Raw genomic sequence first — 23,813 nt, 5'->3', positions numbered from 1 at the left:
CGAATAACGTAATCCGTCACGTTGAGAACCATTACGGAAGTGAGAATAGCACTCTTCCATAATGGTTACAATACGACATCCCAATTATTTATAACCACCTTCGATAGCCGGCTCTTCAAGCGACAATCTCACTTTGTTACGTTGAATCGCTTCTGGTGGCAAACTGATGAAACCGTACTGATTCAACACTTCTTGATGTGCTTCTGAAAGAGTTAGGTCAATAAAGAATTTCTCTTGTTCAGTAAACCCTTTGCGGTGTGCAGGGATGTTCAAGTACATGTAGTACACAGTCGCTAATGGGTAACGCCCAGAGAGGATGGTCTCTTTGTTAAGGTCGTAATTTACCCCTAAGTTATCGACAACACTTAGCCATTTCACATCAGAGATTTGATCCGAGTATACGGTGTAACCAATCGCCGCCTCTTCGTCTTCAATCTTGTTTATAAGATGCGGCAAGTCCGATAGGAATTGAGTATGTGCATATTCTCCATCGGTTCCGCACTCAACCCAACTCGAAAAGGTGGTATGGCCTTTCAAGTTATGGTCAATGGCGAAAGGCAACATATGAGTGTCGAGGCTTTCGCCGTTGCGAGCATCACTACTTGACGACCATTTAGGGTGCTTAGGATCATTCGAGCATCCAAACACATCGATAAGTTCAGCAACCGTAATGGAGGTAGCAGGGTTATCCTCATTGGCCAGAATCGCAATCACATCGGCAGTAAACATAAGCTCTGTCGGTCTATAACCGTAGCGCATGTCAAACCTTGCCATCTCTTTGTCGGTCCACTTTTTCGAAGTAATACCCACACGCGAACGCTGCATGATCATTTGTTCTGGCACGCTGTCACTCAACAAAAGCTCCAAGTCGATCTCTTGACTCTTAAGCAAGTCTTCAACCAAGGCTTCCATATTAGGCTCAATAGCGACTAAGCCGATCTCAGTGACGTCATTCGCTAATATTACTGGTGAGAAAAGGACCGGTATAGTGGCAAGCAGTAAGCCAGATTTATTCGATAGACTCTTCATTACTGGCCTCCTTCCGGGTCAATCATTATCTTAGATTCAACGTCACTGTTACTATCTAACTGCATCTCTGAGGTGAAAATATTCCAAGATGGATTCACTTCCATACTCTCGGTTTTTAACACAGCAATGGTTCTACGTTTACGCTTGTGAAGATGCTGAGTTAGGCTGGTTATCTGCGTAAATTCTTGTTCAAAGATACGCTTGCTATCGATTCCGCGGTCGATCAGTGCGTCTCGGATAACGCCCGTTCTTTTCTTAGCCAATGCCTTGTTGTAAGTGTTGGTACCCTCTGAGCTGGTATCACCCACCAAGGTTACTGAAGCGTCCGGTTGCTCACCAAGCAAACGAACTAGCTCATTCAACACCGCTGTATGCTCTGGTTTAAGGTCGTGCTTATCGAAATCAAATGCCACGCTGAGTACTTCAACGTCTTCTACGATCTTCCAGTTAGCACAGCCTTTGATATCAACGGTTACGCCTTCAGGTGTGTCTGCACACAGGTCTCGTTGGTTGATGACACCATCACGGTCGTTATCCGCTAAATCATCAATTTGGTGGCGAGTCATGGTGGTGTCTGGCGTTTCTGCACAGCCCATCAACAAAATAGAACTAAGTAGTGCGAGTTTAAAATGTTTCATTACTTGTTCTCCCCTTGCCACTCGTCTGGGTGTTCAACCCTCAATGCGTAGGTCAACATACCCATCGCATTCAATACTCGGTATGCTGCCAATGTCTGATCGTATTCAGTGCTGATGAAATTTCGTCGAGCTAAGAAAACCTCGACCTTGGCATCGAGAACATCCAGTAGGCTTCGTCTGCCGACATTAAATTGCTGGATATAACCTAGCTCGGCTATTTTGGCAGCATCGACGTTCTGTTGAAGCAAAGACTTTTGCTGTTCGAGCATTTTGTAAGCATTCCAAGCGAGTTGAGTCCCCTCTTTCACTTCGCGTTCAGTTCTGACTCGAATCGCTCTAGCCTCTTCTACGCGCCACGCTGATGATTCGACACGTGAATCTGTAGAAAAACCATTAAACAGATCGTAATCCATGGTCAGCATGATTCGCGCATCTTCGTCGACACCACCTGGCGGGTTTGAGACGTTGTCATTCTTATTCGCGTGAAGCTCTAATTTGACCTCTGGGTAGTAATCGCCTTTCTCTCTACGCATCTCTTTACGAGCGGCGTCGATATCAAGCAACGAGGCTTTGATTTCTGGGTGATTCTCGACAGCCTGTTCAAGAGCAACTTCAGCAGAACTTGGTAACAGAGCGTAATCAAAACGTGGATACACCAAGTTCACCGCAGGCTTACCCACTAATCGTAAGTACTGGGTCTGCAAATCAAACAGATTGTTTTGAGCCGCGATCAATGAAGATTGTGCCGTCGCGACACGAGCCGAGATCTGAGCTAAGTCTGAATTACTACTTAAACCTTTGCTCTTTTTATCCTGGATATCTTGATAGATCTCTTGGTGCTCTTTCACGTTACGTTTGGAAAGCTCCAAAAGCGTCTCTGCTTTCAGAATATCAAGGTAGTTTCGCACTACATCCAGTGACACATTTTCAGCACGAGAAATCAGCGTTAAACGCTCCGCTTCCGCTTCATAAGTTAAACGGTCGACATTCGAAGTCGTTTTGAAACCATCGAACAGTAGCTGAGAGACTTTAACGCCAATTTCTGTTCGTGTTAGGCCTCGGTCGTCGGTATCAAGTTTGCTACCACTGTTGTAGCGCGTCTCTTCATAACCTGCCGCTGCGTACAAATTGACTTGCGGCATATACAAACCACCGGCAGCGTCACCGTCTCTTATCACCGATTGGTATCGGGAGTACTGCGCCAATATCTCTGGGCTATAGTCTATGGCAAAGGCCACGGACTCTTCTAATGAGGCTGCTTGAGACAGTCCGCTCATGAGTAAGCAAGAAGAGAGTAAGAATTTTGAATGCATTACACTTCCTTTTATATTTATGCTTTAACTCACTTCATCGTTCGCGAAGTGAGTTTTCCTTAGCTCGTAAAATAGGTTTTAACCAATAACTCAATACTGTTTTTTCACCGGTTAAGATATCAACCGCCACTTGCATCCCTGGGATAATGCTAAAGGCAGAGTTTTGTTGCTGGTCTTCGTTTAATTGAATATGGGCTCGGTAATACGCGTTGCCGTCTTCAGTTTGCAAGGCATCGGCACTCACGTAGGTCACCTCGCCTTTTAGCCCGCCATAAATCACAAAATCGTAAGCCGAAAACTTAATGGTGGCGTCTAACCCTTTGTGAACAAAGGCAATATCTTGAGGGGAGATCTTAGCTTCCACAATCAGCTGACTGTTGGATGGGATCAGCTCAATAATCGGCTCACCAGGGCGGACAACACCACCGATGGTGCGAACAAAGATCTCTTTCACCGTGCCGTCGACAGGCGCTACGATTTCCGTTCGCTTAAGTTGGTCGGCGATTGCCTGTTGGCTTTCGTTAAGTTGCGCGATTTTGCTGGTTACTTCGTTGAGCTGACCTTGCACCTTGGTTCTAAAATCCAATGCGATGCTGCGGTGATCGGCAATAGATTCTGAGTACGCCGCCATCTGTTTCTGAGCTGCCACTCTTGAACTCGCAATATCACCTTTAAGCTTTACTACATCGCGATTCAGTTTTAATAATTCAACTTCTGCGACCGCACCGCTGGCCACCACATCTTTGAGCATGTTGCGCTCTCGAATCACGATATCTAAACTGCTCTCAAGAGTCTGAATGTTATTCAGCGTATCAACACGAGCCTGAGCTTGTTGCTCGATACGTAGTGCCGCCTCTTCCAGTTCCGACTTTAATTGCCCCAAACGCTCAAGATAGTTCGCTTTGGCGTTCATTAATGCAGGGTGGCTTGATACATCGACAACAATGTCTTGTGGCACCAATACCACTCGCTCATACCACTCTTTAGCATCGTTGTTTAACACCACTGTTGAGAGTTCGGCTTTTAGCCTCAACTGTTGAGCCAGCAAAGTATCCGCTTGTTGAGCCGACTCTAAAAATGCCGCCTTAAAACGCGTGTCTTCTAATTTCGCCAGAGGCTGCCCTTTCACCACAGATTGACCTTGTCGCACCATGATCTCTTGAACCAAACCGCCTTCTAAGCTCTGGATCGTTTGTACGGAAAGGCTAGGCACCACTTTGCCTTCACCAATCACCACTTCTTCGAGAGTTGCCCACGTCGCCCAGCCAATGATCGACACAATCAACAGTGCACTTAGCCAAATCAACTTACGTGAACGAAATGCTAAGTGGTTATTGGTCCATTGAATATCGTTACTCATTACGACCTCCCTTTACCACTGAAACCGTCTTAAAGCGGCTCGCTCCTTTGGGTACGCTTCTCTTCTGCAGAGATAAAATATCTTTGGGCTCACCTTCCGAGACTATCTGACCTTTATCTAGAACAATCACTCGATCGCACATCATCAAGAAGGAAGACTTGTGCGAGCTGATCAGCATAGACGTTTCTCTCGGCATGCTTTGCAGTGCATTGAAGAACTGAATTTCCGCTTGGTTATCTAGCGCGCTGGTTGGCTCATCCATAATCAATAATTTTGGACAGCGGTATAGGGCTCTTGCAATGGCAACAGCTTGACGTTGGCCCCCAGAGAGCAACCGGCCGCCCTCGCCAACTGGCGTTTCCAAGCCATTGCTTAAACGTCCCATATAGCCGTTCAAACCCGACTGCTGTAGTGCAAGTCTTAATTTCTCTTCGTCAACGTTGGTCGCACCTAGGGTCACGTTGTCGTATACGCTACCAAAAATAAGGTTGGTGTTTTGCCCTACCCAGCCCATACCACTTCGTAAGACACTGGTTGGCCAAAGTTGTCCATCAATTTCTTGATAGAACGCTTGCCCTGTCGTGGGTAGATACTGGCGAGCAACAATCGATAGTAATGTGGTTTTGCCGGCACCTGCAGCACCAATCACACCCACTCGCTCACCCGGTTTAATCTCCAGTGAGATGTCCTTCAATACAGGGCTTTGCGTCTCTGGATAAGAGAAGGTCACTTCATCAAGCCTCACCCCACCATCAAAGTCACCCTTGTCTATCACTTGGTGTTTCGACTCTTCCTGAGGCAACTCCATTATCTGGTTCAAGCCTTCAACCGCCGAACGAGTTTGCTGAAATCTCAGCATGAGAAGTGAAAGTTGATTAACCGAACTCGCGGCTCTGCCACTCAACATCACGACAGCAATTAAGCCACCCATGCTGAGCAGACCTTCGGAGATCTGATACACGCCGAAGATAATGAGTGTGATAGTGACAATCTGCTGACTGGATTGAATTGAGTGGGTCACGATATTTGAGTAATGACGAGACTGAGTCTGCCATTGAGATAGCGAGGAGATCGTCTGCTCCCAACGCTTTTGAGTAATGCCTTCCGCGTTGTTCTGCTTGATATCGGGAAGTGTTGTCAAACAATCGAACAGCTGTGCTTGTCTTTGTGTCGATAGACGCGCAGTTTCATCAAACGTTTTTTCTACTTTGCCCTTCATGGCAATGCTGAGCACGATCAGCACAAGCATAATGGCAACTGGAATGAACATCATCGCACCGCCGAGCCAACCGATAAGTAAAAGGAACAACAAAGTAAACGGTAAATCGACCAGCGTTACCAAAGAAATGGAAGTGAAGAAATCTTTTACGCTATCGAAATCTTGAAGCTGCCGTGCGAATGCACCTACCGATTGCGGTCGGTTTTCGAGCTTCATTCCAAGGACTTTTGAGAATAGTTGGGAAGACAGCTTATTGTCTATATAGCGCCCTGCCATGTCCGTCACAGAGCTTCGTGAGCTTCTCAATACCCAATCAAAAATAACCACGATACCAACGCCGGCGGCCAGTACCCAAAGTGTGTTGAACGCTTGGTTTGGCACAACACGGTCGTACACATTCATGGTAAACAGGGGAACAACTAGCGCAAGCACGTTGATCAAGAACGAAGCGATAAACAGGTCTCGGTACCAAGGTTTCACTTCTTTGACCACACGCCAAAGCCAGCGCGTATTTGCTTTACTATCACTGCGCTCATGTGCCTGAACACGGGCGTCATCAAGCGCTTGAGCACCGACTTGCCAAACGTACGATTCGACTTGTGCGACCAACTCTTTTAACGAGATAGTCTGACTAGAATCAGTTTCACAATCTAAAACATCAAAGTCATCACCAGCGCCTTGGATAACAACTACGGGAGCTCCTGTCGCTGATTTCACAGCAACAACCGGAAACTGACATTGAGTCAGCAACTCTTTTTTTACATGACTCAGAGTCAACCCTGATTTCTCAATCGCTCTTGGGAAAAGGGACTCATTGAGCTTTCCTTCGACTAAAGGTAGGCCAGACACTATTTTGGACGGGTGGCTACGCACATTAAAATGTTCGCATAACCACCCCACACAACCTAGCCAGCTGTCTTTTTGTTCTACCAATCTAAAACTTCCTTTTATAGACTGTACATCTAACTTACAGCGTTAAATTATTGTCTTCTATCATTTTTTGTAAAATTTGTGCTTCTAATGCACTGCTGCTATCACCCTGATACAAATCATCATACGTCACATCGGCGAGCAAGATATTTTGTTGGACGTCATCGTCTCCATTGGCCTTGATCGAAATCGTTACGCCTTCCGTTGATTCTTCTAGATCGAGGTACTGTGTCGCACCAATGCCCGTCGCGATACCTAAGCCACCCAGGATTCCTGACAAATCAATCGCATCCGTGTCTGGTGAGGCATCAAAATCTTGAACCACATCGAAGCTCGGCGAATCTGCACTGCCTAAACCTGAAGATTCAAATACAAAGCTATCCGAGCCTGTACCACCAATTAGCAAATCGTTGTCATCTGTTGCGGTAATCGTAGAGTCACCTTCAGCCACAAACTCAACCGATACGGTTTGTGGGAGTCCAACCGCTTGGTTATTGCCAATTTCTGCTGATGGCTCAATCGTTAGATCAAATTGATCACCACTGTTATAGCCCCCGGTAATCGCTAGATTAGGCACATCCGCTAATTCCACGACATACTGACCATCAACCATAGAACCATGCGAGAAAGTTAAACCTGCTGGGATGTCATAAATGGTAATAAAACCTTCTTCTGAATCGGCAGGGTTAACCAGAGAAAGGTCTAAACCAAGAGGAATCGTGCCGCTTGCTTCAGCGACAATTGATGGGTATTCAAGGCTTAGCAACGGAGCATCGGGCTCTGGTGTAATCACCAAAGTCATATCTTGTGAACTTGGTTCGCCAGTATCTGTGACCAAATTACCGAGTACCGTATTTTGGTCAACCGTTTGACCTGTGATCGTAATATCGAGGTTGCCCCAAGCGTCTCCAGCAAAGAACTCAAGCTCATCAACGGAACTTGCTTTAACGAGGATCGTAGCTTGTATAATGCCGCCAACATTAGTGAAAGAGCTTGTTTCAGAACCAATGCGAATTCTATCGAGCCCAGTTAAACCCGAAGGATCCGAAGTCCCATTCACCGTGACTGTAATTAATAAGAACTCATCACTGTTGGTCTCGAAACTATTCGCATCAAGTGGAATAACAATGCCTTCATCTTCACTTCCCGTCATCTGTTCAGGTAGGTCGAAGAACTCAACCTTGTCACCGATAGGATTCACCCCTACGGTAAATTCAGATTCGGTATAACGAATTTCTGTGGTACCGATTTCTTGAGTGATGGCCTCAAGCACAAGGTCCATATCACCACTGAAATCTCTTGGCGGCATAATCACTAAGTTAACCAACTGGCTTGGATCTAATTGCCACTCATAAGTAGGGTTGCCGTTGAAGGTACCGCCATCTGCGCCGTTATTTGGAACCAACTCATATGAGTCCCCCACTTTTATCGCAACGACAGCCCCTTCAGGCACACCTTTTAGTGCCAAAGACATATTTTCAGAACCATCTTGGTCAATCAGTTCTGCACTGAGTGAGGACAATGAGATATAAGTGTCTTCATCACCAATAATGTCTTGTGTGACTAAATTCGCCTCATCCGCGACTGGCTCAACCGTGATAGTCACAACCGTGGTTTTATCTTGCGTATCGGTTTCAGTGACACAATCCGCTTCATCAGTAATGTTGGCTGTCACAGTCAGGGTAATTTCGCCACTATAATGTTCAGGAGGCGTGACTAACACATCACTCAATCGGCTAGGGTCTGTAACCGTCCATGTACCGTTGCCATTATCAACCAACAAACCTGTATCTGAAGGACTTTCCGACAGCGTACCGCCGTTTGATATCGTGATGGTCAAAGAGTTAACGGTCTCTTTACCAGTCGCACTATTACCCTCACCAGTGATTAGCTGACCGTCTTCGACACTGTCACCTAACACAAGCTCAAGATTAAGGTCTGTCGCTGTGTCTTCTTGAATTGTCGTGGAGTCAGCTTCCACTGTAATGTCATCAACAACAGGCAGAACTTGAATGCTAATTGTCTGTTCTGTGGTTACGGTCTGACCGTTACATGGCGAGGTCTCAATGGTCTCTATCGTAAAGTCGATACAACCAGCAAAGTCTTCATCCAATCCGGTTAGGGTTAACTTTGACAAGCCATCAGCAGTAATCGAGTAACCCACAATTTCACCTGATGCGTCGTATTCTGCAATCACACCATCACCAGAAATTTCTACGCCTTCTGGCAGTGAATCTGCTGGAATATAGAAAGAAATTTCATTGTCAGGGTCACTCGCCACATCGGTATTTAGCAAGCCCGTTAAGTCGATATCTTCACCTTCGGGAGTCTTAATCTCACCATCAGGTTGAATTGGGCTAGGTGGTCCAACAGGGTCACAAGAGCCTCCACCGCCATCATGCCCAGTGATCTGAATTTGAAATGAGGTATTAATGTACTTCGAGTCTTCGCCATCTATAACACGAGCTCGGACAACGATATCTAAAACCGGCGTATCATTCGGGCTAGAGATTGTCATACCACTCAAGATTTCTTGAGCCAGTTCTTGAATAGAATCACTCGTCAGCCCATTAGCCGAGATAATCCAGTTACCAGAGCCATCTTGAGCTGCACCATTAGGGTGATCGATAATCAAAGAATAGCCATCAGGCACGTCGATCAGGATGTAGTCTAAGTACTCAGAGCCATCGATATCAGCATCAACAAAAGTGACCGCGTCCGATACATTAACTGGAGAGCCATCATCACTGATGTATATTTGCCCGGAACTCTCTAAACGAGTATCTAATTCAACTCTCGCATCTACGGTGACACTGATTGTGCCTGAAATGTCTTTTACATCCGTTGCCCCTGTTGGCGAGGTGTCCGTCACTTCATAGGTAATTGGTATTGTGAACGTGCCACTCAAATCTTCGGTTGCGGTTACCGACAATCTGCCACTGTTCAAAAGCTCTGAAAGAGTTGGTGTTGTGCTATCTAATAGACTCTCTAGATCTAAACCTGAAGCAGGCACTTCAATTACACTGCCATCAAAGTAAAGAGTCAGATCAGCCGGAAGACTGTCAATGACATACCCCGTCAAGGACTCACTACCATCCACATCTTGATTCACAGATGGCTCTAGGTTCAAACCTATTTGGCTGTCTTCGATGCCTTGAGTGTTAACGACTTGACCATCTTCTTGATCAACGACAGGTGCTAGCTCGACCTTTAAGGTCATCGGAAACTCGCCCGAGTCACCATCAGGTTCCGTTGAGATAGCAATGACTGTGAGCTCCAATTCACCACTAAAATCAGGAACTGGCTTGAGGTATAAGTCATTCAGTTGAGCGTTAGAAACTTGGAATACTGGTCCTGTGACATCATCAATGTACGCAATCGTCAGCGATACTGGCTCGCCCAACGCATCCACCAGCAAAGTGCCTTCAGGGATGTTGGTAAGCAGTACGTTAATCTCTTCTGATACATCGTCGTCTGAAGTTTGGACCACAAAATCCAGTCGGATCAAACCATCTTCGTTAAGCACCGATTGATTACTGATAACTTTAGTATCGCTATCGTATTCCCAGTGCGCGTTGCCCCCATCCACAACGATCGGCTCATCGACCACACCTTTGAGGAAAATATTGATGGTTTCAGTGTCGCTAACCGCCTTAACGTTGACAGGCGCTAGCGAGTCAATAGTCGATTCATAAGAGACGGCCGTTACCTTAATGTATAGGTCTTCTGTAAATGAACTGATGTCTTCTTTTGGTATTAAATAAGCGGTGCCGTTCTCTATCGCTTCTGCAGATACCAGATAAGTGTTAGGACCAATCAGATCAAATAACCCACCTTGAATTGACCAACCGTCTTGTACTTCGATTTGATAGCTTAAGGATTCGGAGCCATCGGTATCAGTCAGCGCACCACTGATTACGTTCTTCAGGAAAATGTTCTCATCTTCCAAACCTTTGTAATCTTTGACAGATAGAATTGGTTTATCCGCATCAGGAGAGATCTCTACGATGACAGTATGAACATTATCAGCCGTTTTATCGGCAGGGTCAGCGAAGGAGTTTCCGGATTCAGTGGCAATCGCAGTAATTTCAAATTCAAATCGACCCGCTAAGTTTTCATCAGCTCTGATTTCCATTTTGCCGATTTGATTCTGAGTGTACTCCTTACCCTCTTTAACGGCATTTCCGTTCAAGGTGATATTCAGACCATCTGGAATGCCACTTATCGTATAAGTTAGTGTTTCCGACAAATCTTGGTCAACGAGTTGAGCGGTAATATCAAGCTTGATAGGGTCTGCATCATCTTCCACTGATTGATAAGTGAAGACCGAGTCAGACCAATCCGGTGCGTCAGCTACAGGTAAAACAGAAACAGCAATATCGGCGGTGAGCTCTTTTGGTGTCGTGTCGGTACTAATGATGGCATTGATTGCCAAAATAACCGTCGACGTAGTATTAGATTCATGAAGCGCAGGGCGATAGGTTAACTGCCCGTTAGGCCCCGTAAACTGACTATCAATCATCGTCAGCTGGCTTCCAGATAAGGTGACCTTGCCGTCGACAACTTGAAGCAATACCCCATCAAGATACAAGCTACCGCCATTTAATGAAGCTTCGGAGAACTCGATAGCGGTAACGGTTTCACTTTGGTCAATATCACCCGTTGAGACACTGACTACAATAATCGCATCGTTATCTTCTGTGGTTTCAGAATCTTCATAACGAATAAAACCTTCGTTATCGTCCAGAACAAGCTCTGCGTTACTGGTGACTTCATCACCATCCGCATCTCGCACCAAATAATCAATGTCATCAACGATTTTTGGATCATTTGGATCAGTCGTTACATTAGGATTCGTAGTGAGCTGGTAACTACCATCAGGTGAAAGCGTAAACTGGCCGTAAATTGACCCGTTGTCATAATCATTAATCAATTCGATCGTGATTGGCGTACCTGCGCTGTCAAACGTATAAGTGACATTACGATAAGTGACGCTAATGATTTCTGCACCGTCGGCGCCTGCAAACTCTTCGGTTAAGAATTGTCCAGTAAGATTATCACCCTCGACCATTTCAATAGAACCATCTCGAGCAGTCGGCACATCATCTTTTACGTTAACAGAATAAATAGCAGGGTCTGAGCTGTCTCCATCCGCATCGTTCACCACTAACTCAAAATTAAGAGCTAAGTTATTCTCACCATTATTACCATATGCGTGATCTAGTGGTGCATAGAGATCAAACTCAGTCGTCCCATCAGTATTAAAGCGAATCCTAAATACGTTATTGCCGTCAGTGTCTTGCCCATAATACCAACCATCAGAATCAACAGCTTGAAGGGATATCGCTTTACCGGCACTGGTGTAGCCAAGTGAATCAAAAGCAGCGGTGTTGACCGTGACAGAAACAACATCATCGGAGCCTTCAATTATACCTAAAGAAGGACTGCTATCTTCGACTCCAATTTGCTGACCATCTCCCAGCAAACCATCTTCATCAACTGAGATGCTTCCAGTCACCGAAATTTCAGGATCTTTACCGTCATAGATTTTAATATCAGACTCTTGCGTGTCTCTCGAACCATCGGAATCAATGGTGACGATAGAAGCTGGAATCGTCAGTTCGGTGTCTTTAGAACCTGAGCCATGATCAATGGACTGATACAGTTCAATAACGACGTCAACATTTGTTGAACCATTGGCTTCAAGGCTGAAGCTATCTGGTAATTTGATTCTGAAAACAGCATCGCCATTACCAAGAACTGCATCAAAGGTACCATTACCGTTATCACGCCAAGTCAGCGCCTCACCATTGCTGGTTACCGCTACACCATCGCTATCAAGAACAGCTTGGCCCGTGGTCACATCCAGACCTAAGAAAACCAGAGGGTCATTGCCCGCGGTAACGGCTAAGCTCACGTTTGCTGTTGACCCAACTCCCGATGGAGTACTATCAGCAACAGGAATTTCACTCAATTCAACCATTCCAGAACCGATCGTTGGCTCGCCGCCATCAGTCACTGATACATTCAAGGTTAACTTGGTTTCATCGTTGTCATCATCTCTGGCGGTAACAACAAATGGAAGTTCGTCTGTAATGTTATCTTGGTCGAGTCCCTTAAAGAGTTCAAAAGTATAAGTAACATCAGTATCCGCCTCACCAGAAGGAGAGGTAAAGCTCAAGGTGAATGCTTTATTGTCAGCACTTTCAGAGCCAACATAGCCAATAAGTTCACTTCCATCCGCAGAGACCACATAAATGATCTGTACACCGCCACTGAATAACTGCGGCTGATCTGCAGCATCGAAAAAGACTGACTCGACAAAATCACTCCCGACGTTGAGATTGAAAATACCAGTATCAGAGACATTGCCATTAATAAGATCAGATTCGTCCACAGCAGCATTGCTAGTTGACGTTAATACCGGATCAACCCCATCCTGGAGAATCCAATCGAATTGCCCTTGCTCTAAAGCAGTACCATCTATATCTTCCCCATCAATAATAAGTGGTAAAGTAATAGAATCGTTGCTGATCAGGTGGTTTATAGGCTGCTCTAACACTAAAGTGACATCTGCTAGAACATCAATCCCACTGGCAACTGCGCTCAACGATAGCGTGAATATCGTTTCACCATTTGCTTGTGCGGTAATCGTTTTACCATCATTGGCTAACGTGTAAGTTAGAGGAAACTCCTCATCCCCAGTCGTCAAGCCCAGGGCATTTAACTGCACTAAGGTATTGGCATTAAATACAATCGAGGCGGGATCTGGATTGTCTGAACCTGCGGAAACAGTAAACTGACCGACGACAGTTTGGACTCCATCAGATACGTCACCTTCAGAGCTGGTCGTTGTCCCATCGACAACTAACCCCGCATCACCATCAAAAATATCGATAACCGCGGTGCCATTTCCGAAGTCATTACTGCTATCGCCGGCAACATAGTTGAAACTGATGTTTTGAGCTACGGTGTGATCTAAGTTTCTGTTGGCGACAAATGTCCAATGACCATTTGCAAAGACGGTTAAAACACCTTCATCTAGAGTAAATGATACCGGAGCGCTGCCGGATATTATTTGTGTCGACCCATCAACTTCAACGCTTCTTATAGTTAGCTGAGTATCAAGATCGATGTCGTTGTTAAGTACATTGCCAGATACCACTTCACCTTCAATAACTTCATAAGATTCATCAAAAATGAGTGGGTCCGAATCTTTAATAACAATAGGCAGATGACCAATAACGAGCTCTGTGGTGCCGTCCGCATCCGTTTGTAAACCTTCAATGACCAGTGCGGTCTGAATTGAATCTAAACCAGCCTCTTGGTCGATCGCCTTATAGAAGTTGATGTTTACGTTACTGCCGGAAATAGCAGCATCGAATACAATTTGGCCATCGCTTCGTGTTCCAACCAAGCTTTGCTTGTCAGCAGATACTGCGACAGTGATCGTTAAGCCTTGAGAGGTTAATAACTCAGCTAGACTTTGATCATCACCAAATGAGAAGTCTGCAAAATCGATGCGAATATCGGATGTTTGTGTTTCATCGCCAAAAATACCGATGACGTTTTCCGAAAACACCACAGATTCTGGAAGAATAATCGTCGGCATGTCATCAATGGCCTCGTTGCCGACGGTATTGAAAACTTTTGCGTCAACCGTCCATTCTGCAGATGAATCTAGGGCAGAAATATCAATATTTTCCACCAGCCAGTTACCCGCAGAATCAACAACACCTTCAAAGACTAGTGTCTGAGTCCCATCGCTTACTTCAATGTAAACCGGGAGCCCTTCTGCAACATTGGTTGTACCCTGCATGGTGGTAAGTTGGCCACTACGAAATGCCAAAATACTAAAGCCATCTAACGTATCAATATCAATAACTGGCGAAACAGTATCAATAACAATAACCCCTGCACTATTTACTGCATTCGCTGGGTTACCTGCGATATCAATAGTGTCAGCCTCAATAGAAATACTGCCATCTGCAAAGCTCGTTAAATCGACACCTTCGACAGACCAAGCACCATTCACAACCGTTGCCGTTAGAACGATCACGTTGGTGGTGCTGTCTGAAATTCGGATGTTGACCGTTTGGCCATCCTCAACATTTTGAACGATACCGAAAAATTTAGCGGATTGAATTTCGAAACTGTTGAGGACACCATCTCCGCCATCATCAACACTTGCAGTAATACTCGCAAGCGTATCTTTGACAATGGTGTCAGTCGCTGTGGTTGGGTTTCCGGCGATATCTATGGTGTTAGCAACAACCGTCAGCTCCCCTTCCGCAAAACTTGAATAGTCTTGAAGGGTGAGAGTCCATGTACCACCCGATACAGTCGTTGTGTATTCTTGGGTGAGGCCTTGGCTATCAGTAATGGAAATGCTTATCGTCTGACCATCTTCAACATTGGCAACGGTGCCGACTAGCGCTCCGTTGGCAATTTCGAACTGGTTGTAAAACTCATCACCAAAACCATCAAAATCGACATCGATTGTGGCTAGGGTGTCTTTGATTGTTGAGTCATTAGCTGCAATGCTATTGCCAAACTCATCAGCAATCACCGCATCGACCTTGAGATCACCCTCAGTTAATGAAGAGAGATCAACGCCGTTTACTACATAAGTTTCATCGCTTGTGATTGCCGTTGTGGTTACCGTATTACCATTAATGTCAGTGATCGTTAGCAGAACGGTACGCCCGTCTCGAACATCAACAGCAGTACCCGTTATCGTAACCGAAGGCACTTCGAACTGATTTTCGTACCCATCACCACCATCTAAAATATCTACGGTTAACGCGGCACTCGGTAAAAGTATGTCGAGGTTGCCTTCATTCGATGTTGCGTCGTCTTCAAAGTATTCTGTTGGTCGAGTATCAAAACCGGCTTCTGCCAGGGTTTCGTCTAGTGTAGATCGGACATAGGCAATAAAAGAGGCACTAGCGCTAGGTTGGTCGTTTGAAGCACTCGGCTGTTCTCGCGAGCTTTCAATGTTGTTTACAAGCTGTGTCACAACCTTTTCCAACTGTTGTTCTACCGCTTCTATTTGTGGTTCTGTCAGAGGTTGAGTCTGGTCCAAGTTTTGAGGTTCAATACTCACCACTTGCACGCCATCGACCTTCGCTTGCGTAGCGGGTAATAGCTGCCAAGTACCGTCAGGAAATACCTGCCAAATTACCCCGCCAACTTCGATATATAAAATAGGATCCATCCTAAACCTCTTCCTTACAAAAACGCTGACCTTGAGAGCATCAATTTACTCAATAAAAGGCTGGAGAAATCAGCGAACTCTCTCTCATAAATACTAGCAAACAACAAATCATTAACAGTTAATTAATTACCATTGATACGCTGTAAAGTAAACCGATATGCTGTGACTTGCATTCAGTTATATCTATCGTCACAAAATACATTCAATGAATGTGTCATAATGTTGAAATTACTGGTTAATTTTCAAGGAATGTCATGACTGCAACGAACTATCTCAACCAATTGAATCAAAAGTATCTTGCGACTCATAAAGCGAAAGAGGACTTCTTTTGGGATACCTATATGGGAATCAGTGACGACCACGATGGTTCGACACTCGCGCAGACTCAGTGGACCGAGTTTCTAAGCTCTGCCGAACAGATTACCGCTATTGAAATGCAACTTACTGCGATCGATGAAATTCAAGATCCCCAAGAAAAAGAAAGTACGTTTATTGGCTTAAATGGTTGGTTAGCGACCTTTAGAGCTCACGCTATTGAGTCTGAGCAGTCACAGAAGCTTAAGGCAGACCTCATAAAATTTGAGGCTGAACTGTTTGAGAAAAAACAAAATCACGTAATGACTTACGTAAATGAAATGGGTGAAGAAACAGAGGGCTCCTTACCAGTTCTAGGCTCAGCAGTTAGAAGTAATAGTAATGAACAAGTAAGGTTTTCTGCACACCAAACACTATTAAATTTAGAACAATGGCTGCTGACTAACGGATTTATTGAGCTAATCAAAAAGCGTAATAAGTTTGCTCAATCTCTAGGATTCAAAACATTTTTTGATTACTCAGTCGTTAAAACTGAACAGATGACCACTGAGCAACTGTTCACGATTCTGGATGACTTTGAAACACGTACCCGTGATAGTCACCAACAAAGCTTGAAGAACCTTGGAGAGCAAAAGGGTCAAAGCGCCCTCGAAGGCCATAACTTCACCTACTCTTTTGCGGGTGACGTGATGAATGACCTCGACCCTTACGTCCCTTTCTCAAAGTCATTGAGACGCTGGATTGAGTCTTTTGGCCGCCTGAATATCGAATACTCTCAAGCCACCTTGAAGTTAGATTTGCTAGATCGCAAAGGTAAATATCCTAATGGTTTCTGTCACGGGCCTATTCCTTCTTTCTATGACCAAGACACTTGGGTGCCAGCTCAAGTCAACTTCACGAGTAATGCTAAGCCCGATCAAGTAGGCAGTGGCTATGATGGGATCAACACACTGTTTCACGAAGGTGGGCATGCAGCCCACTTTGCTAACGTGAAAATGAACGCGCCGTGCTTCTCTCAAGAGTTTGCACCGACCTCAATGGCTTACGCGGAAACGCAATCCATGTTCTGTGACAGCTTGTTGAATGACGCCGATTGGCTAAAACAGTATGCGGTCGATGCAGATGGCCAACCAGTGCCTGATGAGCTCATCAAAGCAATGATTGATAGCAAGCAGCCATTCAGAGCCTACCAAGAGCGCAGTATTCTTGTGGTGCCTTACTTTGAACGAGCGCTGTATGAGATGGCTGATGAAGATCTTACGCCTGAGAAGATCACAGAACTCGCTCGTCGTAGCGAAAAAAGCATACTTGGTTTGGATTGTAGCCCACGTCCATTAATGGCGATCCCGCACCTGTTATCAGACGAAGCCTCTTGCGCATACCAAGGTTACCTGCTGGCTCACATGGCGGTGTATCAAACGCGAGCTTACTTCACTGACAAGTTCGGTTACTTAACAGATAATCCTGAGATCGGCCCTTTATTGGCTAAGCACTATTGGTATAAAGGCAATAGCGTAAATCACAATGGAACAATAGAGAGTCTGACTGGTGAGGGCTTCAATGCCAAATACCTTGCTGACGAGTGCAACTTAACACCTGATCAAGCATGGGTAATTGAAGAGAAGAAGATCAAACAACTGGCTTCTCGTGAACGTGCACAAGTCGCAGATTTAAATGCGAAAATATCGATCGTCGACGGCGCAACTGAATTAGCGAATAATGAAGAGTCGAATGAACAAATGTGTGATGATTTTGAGCGTTTTATTATTGAAAAATACGGACGATAACCAACGTTCGCTATCACTCGTTGATTAAACGATAAAAGTAAAAAAGGACGATATTAATCGTCCTTTTTATTTTCAATATTGGCATTACGCCGTAGCGCACGCCGAGCGTGTTTCGGTATCAAATTCAATATCAACCGATTCAACGCTTCTCAAAGACTTTCTATGAATGCCATATACTTGTCCCGTCAAAACAATATAAAACTTTTCAGTTTTCAGTAAATTCCATGCTTCATCTAAAGATTCTGCGTAGACTTTGTTTTGTGAGTCTTGTGGACGAGTACCAGCAGCTCTTCCATGTTTACGTGCCAATTCAAACAATCCATTTCGATTAGGCTTGCACGTAAACAGAGTCTCATTGCCATAAATGACACCCTTGCCAGATATGCTCTTAACCATTTTGTATCTCCAGATAATAATCCACTCGTAACGCTTGAGTGGCATACCACATGTCGAACAGTGGATGCTTAAGCTGCGCAAAGAAGAGAATATGGTGTAAAGACCGGGCAGCAATTACACCATGACGTTCAGTCTCAATATTCGAGTTTTAAAGTCTTAGGCTCTCAAGCGCGCCTAAGCCTCGACACTACTCTTAGAAGTAGTAGTAAGCAGCTGCGAATACGTGTGTTTCTTCGTCGTATTGCGTGTTACCAATTGAGCGTGCACCTTCGATATCTTGTTTAATATCAATACCCATGTCTGCGTTATCAGCAATACGGTACATAGCTGCAACGTTGATGTACGAAGAGTCGACATCTGATAGGTTATCTTCTTCGTTAGTATTGAAAGCGTAACCGGCTGCAATCGTTAGGTCATCAGACAATGTGTAACCGCCAGAGAAGTAGAAGCCTGTATTCTTCATCTCATCGTTTTGATCGATCCAAGAGTTAAGACCTAGCTTCATTGAACCTAACTTCATACTGCCAGTTACTGTGTATACTTCGTAATCTTTCTCATCGTCACGAGCTTCGTAACCAGCGTATACGCTAAATACTTCTTGCTCGATACCGATGTAGCCGTTAACGCCTTTATCTGCGTCGTTATGGTCATCATCAGTCTCAAAGTAAGAGATTGCGTAAGCAATACCGTTAGTTGCGCCTTGGAACTTAACGACGTTGAATGCATCAGAAGCGTCGCCAGCAGAAGCACCAAACTCGTAAGTGTTATCACCAGCTCCGTCAACCTTATCTAGTGCCGTATCGTTTTCCCAACCGAATGAAGCGATACCGTAACCAGTGTCGAAACCTAACCACGCTTTATCAACGTCTGTCGCTGGGCCTGTATCAATGCCATTCACCCAACCAGATGTTGCTGCGTCGTTCGCTGCAACGTTATTGTCAGTTGTGTAGTTCAGCATCATGTCAGTTTCGAAGTAACCAACAAAACGGTTGTTACGGTAGCTTACCGCCAGTGTTAGACCAGTCGCCCAGTCATCGTAAAATGCTTTTGAACCTGTGTCGTAGTAACCACCAACACCGAAAGAACCTGCTACTGAGAATTGATCTTTGTGCATAGAATCAAAAGCAAACATCTCTTCATTCTGGCTATTTTGGCTGCTTGTGTTTACAGCGAATGCTGAAGTTGAAATGCTTGCAATCGCAAGTGCTACTAATGTTTTTTTCATGATTACCACTACCTATATATTGATTCGGCCTTGTTAGTCCGGCCTTTTGGAGTGGCGCTATTGTTCAAAAATTACAGTTATTGATATACCGTAAAATTACTGAAATTTTATAGGCAAGATGAATTTAATTAAATAATCATATGTTGATATCGCTTTTATATTGAGAAACGTAAGTCGAGCTTAAAACCGATATCGGTACTGTGATCCATATTACGAATGTTCTCAATCATCAAGGCTTCTAAAGCAAGGCGGGACAAACGATAGCTATACCCTACAACCACCTCGTTGGAAGATTCAGAAAAGTCCGGGCACTGGTCGCCCATATACTGGCCTGCGTATAAGAGGACTTAAACTCAATCGTCCCAGTCCTATTTGGTTGAGCAGTACGAAGCTGTTTAGAGAGCACGTTCGAGTGAATTGGAGATTGTGCGTAAACAAATATTGGGGAGGCGAATGCGTCTGAAAAAGTCAGTACACAGAGAATTAGCGTCAATATTGCTCGCAGTATGCTCACTGTAACTAGCCGAAAAGAAATACCCGATTTTATTAAAAACACCGTTCAATTAATGCGGTAAATATACTGCTTATTGTCGCGCAACATAGAACTAAGAGTTATAAAAAGAATAAAATTAGAACCTATAATGTATATAAGAATCTTATCTTGCACTGCAAAGCTTGAACGAATATCTTCTGTGCCATTGAGTAAATGAATATGTTGATAAAGGCAAAACGTGTCCGCTGTTAACCTAAGTTTTGAACAACTATTAATGAAGCAATCCACTACGCTCATCAATAGTGATCCGAACAACTTTCATGCGACTTGGGCTGAGGCAAGTTTCGATGTACTTAATTGGTTTGGAATTGACCGCTTGACACTTTATCCCAACTCAATGGTATTGCTAGAAGATGGAAAAACGTGTTCCGTGTCCAAAGCACACATTCCACCAATTAATAAACAAAATTATGTTGGTGGAAATTACCTCGATTACTTAAAGCTTTTAAAAACCAGTGAAACTTATCTCGCTTTTACTAAGAACGAACTCGTTTCAAGTAAAAATTACGTTCTAAAAAAGCTCTACAAAGAAGGCGGAAGGTGGCACTGTATCATTCCTTTGCAGTTATTTAACCAACGTTGGGGCGCCCTTTCATTTACTAACTTTAATGATAACAATACAACTTTCGAGCTCGAAGACATTGAACGCTTAAAGCTAGTCTGTGAAATATGGCTTTGTTACTGGCAGCATTCAACATTAGCGCGAACGTTGAATCAAAGTGAGAACTTGTGGGAAGACGATAGTGATAAGCTGTTGTTGTTATCGAAGAAGCAAACCAAGGTGCTATCACTTATCGCTCAAGGGTACACTGCCAAAGAGTGCGCAGATAAATTGCACCTCAGCCCACGTACCATCGAATCGCATAAGTACCGAATGCTTGGGTTAATGAACCTAAATAATCACAATGAATTGGTTCAATTTGCTTTGCGTAACGGCTTAGGAATTACTGAAAATAGAGACGCGACTCGATAGGCTTGTTTATCCTGGTTCCGCTACCCATCAGTTACTCGTTGCCTTCACTTAACGCGAACTTTATCTCATCAGATGAAAAACCTTTACGACTGAGCATCGCATAAGCCTTAGAGCGCTCTTTGTGGTCGTTAAGATCGTAAGACTTTTTCTGCAGCTGTTCTAAACAAGACGAGTAGAAGTCCAGTTGCTCTTCGTTGATTAATCGATCGATTAACGCAGATAGCTCGCTAGTGTCGATTTGTCGTTGTTTCAGCTCTTGCTGAATGGCAGTCAAACCCTTCCCTTTTCGCGCGTACTTAAGCACTTCTTTCTCCAAATCAGCTTTCTCGGCCTTGATCTGAATATTACTCTTAAGCTCATGAGCTTGCGGATGCTGATCGATCGCGATTTTGACTTGTTGATAGCTGAAGCCACGTTTTTGCAGTGTCGCTACAAGCTTTTCACGGCTCATGGTAAAGCCTGAATAGTAATGATTGATTCGATCGATCAAGATGCTTTGTTCATCGATGTTTTTATCAGCAGATACCTTATGAATCGCATCCGAAATGACCGAGTCGGTTAGCCCTTTCTTCTTCAACTTTTCAATGATGTATCGCGATCCAAATTCGCCAAAGAAAGCTTGCTCGACAAATTGCTCAGCAAAATCCTGATCAGACTTTAGATAGCCGTAACCTTTCAGGTTCCTCAAGGTTTCGTCGATCCAATCTTGATTGTCCGTTTTCACTTTCAGTTTCGCAGTCAACTCACTTTCTGTCATATCCCTCTGGGTTAAGTGCCACATGGCAGAGTTCATGACGCTTTCGATTCGTCGCGCTTTTCTTACTGTTGTTTTTTTTGTGTTAGGGTTTTGCTGTGAATCATCCATTCGATTTCAACTATCCAGACTGAGCCAGCCCCATGATAACGTAATTCTCAGTTGGGTGAAGGGAGATAAAAGAGTGAAAATAAGATACACCAACAAAAAATGGACGCCTATTCAGCGTCCATTTAATTACCACGTTAATCAATGAGTGATTAGCTCTCTTCGTGATTGTATACATGCACATCACGTTGAGGGAATGGAATAGTGATGCCTTCTTCGTCGAAGCGTTTCTTCACGGTTTCCGTCACATCCCAATACACATCCCAGTAATCATCGGTCTTAACCCATGGTCTTACCACGAAATCTACAGAAGATGTGTTCAAGGTATGCAGCTTGATCATGTGCTCTGGTTTTTTCAACACAAGAGGATGCGCAACAATGATTTCGTTTAATACTGCTTTCGCCTTATCAATGTCATCAGAATAGCCAATGCCAAATACCATATCGACACGTCGCACACGTTCTGCAGTGATGTTGTTGATCACATCACCCCAAATTTTATTATTTGGAATCACCAAGCGCTGGTTATCGATAGTCTGTACTGTGGTTGATACAAGGCTCATGTCTTTTACCGTGCCTTGAACACCAGCCACTTTCACCATGTCACCCACATCATACGGGCGGTAGATTAAGATCATCAAACCAGAAGCAAAGTTAGATAGCGTATCTTGCAATGCGAAACCAATGATCACACCGGCAACACCGAAACCGGTTAGTAGTGGTGCTAGCTCTATCCCGATTTGCGACAGCGCGATAAGCAAACCGATAAACACGACTGCTTTCGATGCAATTGACACAAAGAAGTCCTGCATCAATACACTGAAGTCCATTTTCGAATGCGACACACTCTTACGAACGGTTTTACGTGCAACGTTCGACAGTAGACGCGTTACATACAAAATACCTAGGAACAGAGCCAGTTTAACAACGAATGATGGCGTGTTCTCGAATGCCCAAGCACTGAATGAGCGAAGCCAACCATCTAAAAGCTCCAATGCAACATCAACGTCTAACACATCAGCATTAATGTCTCCCGTTGTCGCCAGCAACACTCGCTTGTATGAGGTCACATCGACGCCAAACGGTTCCATCAGAGAGATTGTCTCTTCTAAGCTGGCCACCATCACGCTTGTGCGTTCACTAAAGCGTTCAAGCTCCTTCTTAATAGTCGCTTTCTCTTCTTCGTTAACAAAAGATAAGCGAGCTTCTAAATCTTGTCGCTGCGTATCTGTGTAGAGAATCGCGTTTGTTAAGTATTTAGAACGAGAAACTAGCGCCTTTTTAAGCGTATCTTCCGATGCTGTAACATCGACACCACGCTCTTTTGACCATGCTAATGTTTTAGCGAGCTGCTGGTAGTAGGTGTCCATCATTCCGATTCGTTTCTGAATGCGTAATTCAAGACGCTTCTTAACATCACCTTCAGCCGAACGGTTTTCTTTACTCATTGAAACGATTTTATCTTCGTTCAATGTCAGTAGCTTTTGTAAAAGTTCAACCTGCTGAGCCAGAACGGCATCTAGCCCTTCTTTCTTGTCTGAAGAGAGTTGTGTAAAAATCTCCTCACGTAGCCCTTGGTTTTTGCGTCTCAAAATATCTTCAAGAAAGGGTTTCTCAGCATCATGCGCCGTTTCTAATGTTGCCAGATCGAGCATAAGTTGATCTTGTACTTGTGTTATCTTATCGACACTTTGCGCGAAACTTCCAAATGCGACAAACGTCAACATTAACAATAGACAACGCCAAACCTTCATCATATTAATTCCTATTACTGTCTAAATTGACCCTATAAATAGTAGTAAAAAGAAGATGGATAACAAGCATTTAAACGTATGTTGTGTTAAAACTTCGCAAAATATCAGCCCGTATCTAATATTTGAGAGTTCCAATCCCTCTCCATGACCTGTAGAGTACGCATCCAACAAAGAATAACGACTGAGATCGGCTTTAGGCGCATGCTTTGAAACGCCTTATTAACCGGTATTGGTTACAGCAA

General features: G+C 44.3%; 12 protein-coding genes and 1 pseudogene. 2 read left to right on the top strand and 11 right to left on the bottom strand.

Annotated features, from left to right (window positions below; genetic code table 11):
- Positions 1-84 precede the first annotated feature (84 nt).
- From F0251_RS05835 to F0251_RS05810, 6 genes are read right to left on the bottom strand one after another with little or no spacing between them, the layout of a single operon-like run.
- Positions 85-1,029: a PstS family phosphate ABC transporter substrate-binding protein gene (locus tag F0251_RS05835; protein ID WP_171730550.1), complete on the bottom strand. Its 945-nt coding sequence runs from the start codon at positions 1,027-1,029 to the stop codon at positions 85-87.
- On the bottom strand, positions 1,029-1,667 hold the full coding sequence (locus F0251_RS05830) for an OmpA family protein (protein ID WP_017068397.1): 639 nt from the start codon (positions 1,665-1,667) through the stop codon (positions 1,029-1,031). Before F0251_RS05830 ends, F0251_RS05835 begins: the two co-directional genes overlap by 1 nt.
- Positions 1,667-2,980: a TolC family outer membrane protein gene (locus F0251_RS05825; protein ID WP_171730549.1), complete on the bottom strand. Its 1,314-nt coding sequence runs from the start codon at positions 2,978-2,980 to the stop codon at positions 1,667-1,669. Before F0251_RS05825 ends, F0251_RS05830 begins: the two co-directional genes overlap by 1 nt.
- A 34-nt stretch (positions 2,981-3,014) precedes the next feature.
- Positions 3,015-4,340 (bottom strand): HlyD family type I secretion periplasmic adaptor subunit, encoded by a 1,326-nt coding sequence (locus F0251_RS05820; protein ID WP_171730548.1) that lies wholly within the window; start codon positions 4,338-4,340, stop codon positions 3,015-3,017.
- Positions 4,333-6,492, bottom strand: coding sequence for a type I secretion system permease/ATPase (locus tag F0251_RS05815; RefSeq protein WP_171730547.1), 2,160 nt, complete (start codon positions 6,490-6,492; stop codon positions 4,333-4,335). The genes F0251_RS05820 and F0251_RS05815 overlap by 8 nt, the downstream gene beginning before the upstream one ends.
- A 34-nt stretch (positions 6,493-6,526) precedes the next feature.
- The gene (locus F0251_RS05810) at positions 6,527-15,706 is read right to left on the bottom strand and encodes a type I secretion C-terminal target domain-containing protein (protein WP_171730546.1); all 9,180 of its coding nucleotides are present in this window, start codon (positions 15,704-15,706) and stop codon (positions 6,527-6,529) included.
- 254 nt (positions 15,707-15,960) lie between these two features.
- On the opposite strand from F0251_RS05810, the gene F0251_RS05805 reads away from it, so the two are divergent.
- Positions 15,961-17,808 carry a M3 family metallopeptidase gene (locus F0251_RS05805; RefSeq protein ID WP_171730545.1) on the top strand — a complete coding sequence of 616 codons (1,848 nt, stop codon included), beginning with the start codon at positions 15,961-15,963 and terminating at the stop codon, positions 17,806-17,808.
- 84 nt (positions 17,809-17,892) lie between these two features.
- Here F0251_RS05805 and F0251_RS05800 read toward each other — a convergent pair whose 3' ends face one another.
- The 3 genes and pseudogenes from F0251_RS05800 to F0251_RS05790 all read right to left on the bottom strand — a co-directional run bounded on the left by F0251_RS05800 (position 17,893) and on the right by F0251_RS05790 (position 19,913).
- Complete coding sequence (locus F0251_RS05800; protein ID WP_116871321.1) at positions 17,893-18,204, bottom strand: hypothetical protein; 312 nt, start codon at positions 18,202-18,204, stop codon at positions 17,893-17,895.
- A gap of 193 nt (positions 18,205-18,397) precedes the next feature.
- Entirely contained in the window at positions 18,398-19,429 is a 1,032-nt protein-coding gene (locus F0251_RS05795) for a porin (protein ID WP_105058400.1), read from the bottom strand.
- A gap of 155 nt (positions 19,430-19,584) precedes the next feature.
- A pseudogene (locus F0251_RS05790) lies at positions 19,585-19,913 on the bottom strand (DUF3187 family protein).
- Between the two features lie 247 nt (positions 19,914-20,160).
- On the opposite strand from F0251_RS05790, the gene F0251_RS05785 reads away from it, so the two are divergent.
- A complete protein-coding gene (locus tag F0251_RS05785) occupies positions 20,161-20,955 on the top strand; it encodes a LuxR C-terminal-related transcriptional regulator (protein ID WP_171730544.1) in 795 nt (264 codons plus the stop codon).
- Between the two features lie 31 nt (positions 20,956-20,986).
- On the opposite strand, the gene F0251_RS05780 is transcribed toward F0251_RS05785, so the two are convergent.
- Together F0251_RS05780 and F0251_RS05775 are read right to left on the bottom strand one after the other, a co-directional pair.
- Positions 20,987-21,820 (bottom strand): RecX family transcriptional regulator, encoded by an 834-nt coding sequence (locus F0251_RS05780; protein ID WP_116871320.1) that lies wholly within the window; start codon positions 21,818-21,820, stop codon positions 20,987-20,989.
- A gap of 149 nt (positions 21,821-21,969) precedes the next feature.
- The gene (locus F0251_RS05775; RefSeq protein ID WP_061032232.1) at positions 21,970-23,574 is read right to left on the bottom strand and encodes a mechanosensitive ion channel family protein; all 1,605 of its coding nucleotides are present in this window, start codon (positions 23,572-23,574) and stop codon (positions 21,970-21,972) included.
- Positions 23,575-23,813: the final 239 nt, after the last annotated feature.

The organism is Vibrio sp. 070316B (assembly GCF_013114115.1).
GTDB classification, from domain to species: Bacteria; Pseudomonadota; Gammaproteobacteria; order Enterobacterales; family Vibrionaceae; genus Vibrio; species Vibrio chagasii_B.
The sequence above is the reverse complement of the archived record's forward strand: the minus strand, read 5'-3'. Positions and strand labels throughout refer to the sequence as shown.